Source organism: Ignavibacteria bacterium, assembly GCA_016873775.1.
In the GTDB taxonomy this organism is placed as follows: domain Bacteria; phylum Bacteroidota; class Ignavibacteria; order UBA10030; family F1-140-MAGs086; genus JAGXRH01.
The window spans coordinates 1-2092 of sequence record VGWC01000144.1; the positions used below are offsets into that span (position 1 = coordinate 1).

General features: G+C 44.1%; 1 protein-coding gene. It reads left to right on the forward strand.

The annotated features are described in order from the left end of the window. Nucleotides 1–112 precede the first annotated feature (112 nt). The gene (locus FJ218_11405; protein ID MBM4167508.1) at nucleotides 113–1942 is read left to right on the forward strand and encodes a phosphoenolpyruvate carboxykinase (GTP); all 1830 of its coding nucleotides are present in this window, start codon (nucleotides 113–115) and stop codon (nucleotides 1940–1942) included. The last annotated feature ends 150 nt before the right edge of the window (nucleotides 1943–2092 follow it).

A 2092-nucleotide genomic window follows, 5' to 3' on the forward strand; every position in this document is an offset into this window, starting at 1 on the left:
TACGCTGATGCAACTGATTTTCACGGAAAAAAATCTGTGATATATCCGTTCAACCCGTGTTATCTGTGTTCTATTTTATTCATCTTAGTTAAGTAATAAAAAAAAATAGTAAATGCTTACACAAACACAAATCAAAAATCAAGAACTTCTTCGTTGGGTCGAAGAAGCGCAAAAACTTTGCAAACCACAATCTATTCACTGGTGCGATGGCTCGGAAGAAGAATACAAATCTCTTTGCGAACAACTTGTCGCATCAGGAACGTTTATCAAACTCAATCCGGAAAAACGGCCGAATTGTTTTCTCGCTCGCTCTGATGTTGGTGATGTCGCGCGCGTAGAGGACAGAACATACATCTGTTCACTTCGAAAACAAGATGCAGGACCAATGAACAATTGGGTTCCACCAAAAGAAATGAAAGAAAAGTTGAACACGCTTTTTGATGGCTGTATGCAAGGACGAACGATGTATGTTATTCCGTTCAGTATGGGACCGCTCGGCTCGAACATTTCTCACATCGGTGTACAACTTACCGATTCGCCGTATGTCGTTGTCAGTATGAAAATAATGACGCGAATGGGAAAGAAAGTTCTTGACGTTCTTGGCAACGGAGATTTTGTGCATTGTCTTCACTCGGTTGGTATGCCGTTGCAAGCGGGACAAAAAGATGTTTCGTGGCCTTGCAATAAAGACAATAAATACATCGTGCATTTTCCCGAAGAGCGTTCGATTATGTCGTTCGGAAGCGGTTACGGCGGAAATGCGTTGCTCGGGAAAAAATGTTTCGCGCTTCGCATCGCATCAACAATGGCGCGCGATGAAGGTTGGCTCGCAGAACATATGCTCATTCTCGGTGTTGAATCTCCAGAAAAAGAAAAAACGTACGTTGCTGCTGCATTTCCGAGCGCGTGCGGAAAAACAAATTTCGCGATGATTATTCCGCCGAAAGAATTTGGCAAATGGAAAGTTACAACCGTTGGCGATGATATTGCGTGGATAAAACCGGGAAGCGATGGAAAGTTGTACGCAATCAATCCCGAAGCAGGATATTTTGGTGTTGCGCCGGGAACATCATACAAATCAAATCCGAATGCGATGGAATGTATAAAGTCAAACACGGTTTTTACCAACGTTGGGCTTACTCCCGATGGTGATGTATGGTGGGAAGGAATGACTGATACGCCGCCGGCAAAACTTATTGATTGGACGGGAAAAGATTGGACTCCGGAAAGTGGAAGAGTTGCCGCACACGCAAATGCACGATTCACTTGTCCCGCGCATCAAAATCCCATTATTGATTCCGAATGGGAAAACCCGAAAGGCGTTCCGATTTCTGCTTTTATTTTTGGCGGAAGAAGAAGTTCAACGGTACCGCTCGTGTGTCAATCGGTGAATTGGAATTTTGGCGTGTATATGGCGGCAACGATGGGTTCGGAAATGACTGCAGCGGCGGCGGGAACAATCGGACAAGTGCGCCGCGACCCATTTGCAATGCTTCCGTTCTGCGGTTATCATATGGCGGATTATTTCAATCATTGGTTACAATTTGGAAGAAACTTGCCGAATCCTCCGCGCATTTTTTCTGTGAATTGGTTTCGCAAAGACGAGAACGGAAAATTTATTTGGCCCGGCTACGGAGAAAATATGCGCGTGTTGAAATGGATTGTTGACCGCGCGCACGGAAGAGGATATGCGATTGAAAGCCCGTTGGGTTGGATGCCGAAATACGAAGACATCAATTGGGACGGCATTGATTTTCCGAAAGAGAAATTCGATAAAGTGATGTCGGTGAATTCGGAAGCGTGGAAAAGCGAACTCCTCTTGCAAGAAGAATTATTTTCCAAACTCTACGACCGATTGCCGAAGGAATTTATTTTTATGCGCGAGTTAATTCTCTCTTCGCTCTGGCGTTCCCCGAGCGAATGGAAAATGGCGAGCGAGTAGAAAATATTTCAACTTGTCATTCCCGTGAAAACTGGAATCCCAAACAGCGATGCAAAATTTGTATCGCTGTTTTTGTTTTAAAGAAGAAGGAATATATTCACCCCGAAAAAATTGTTGAAGCACAACTAAAAAACAGTGAAAGATTCTGCT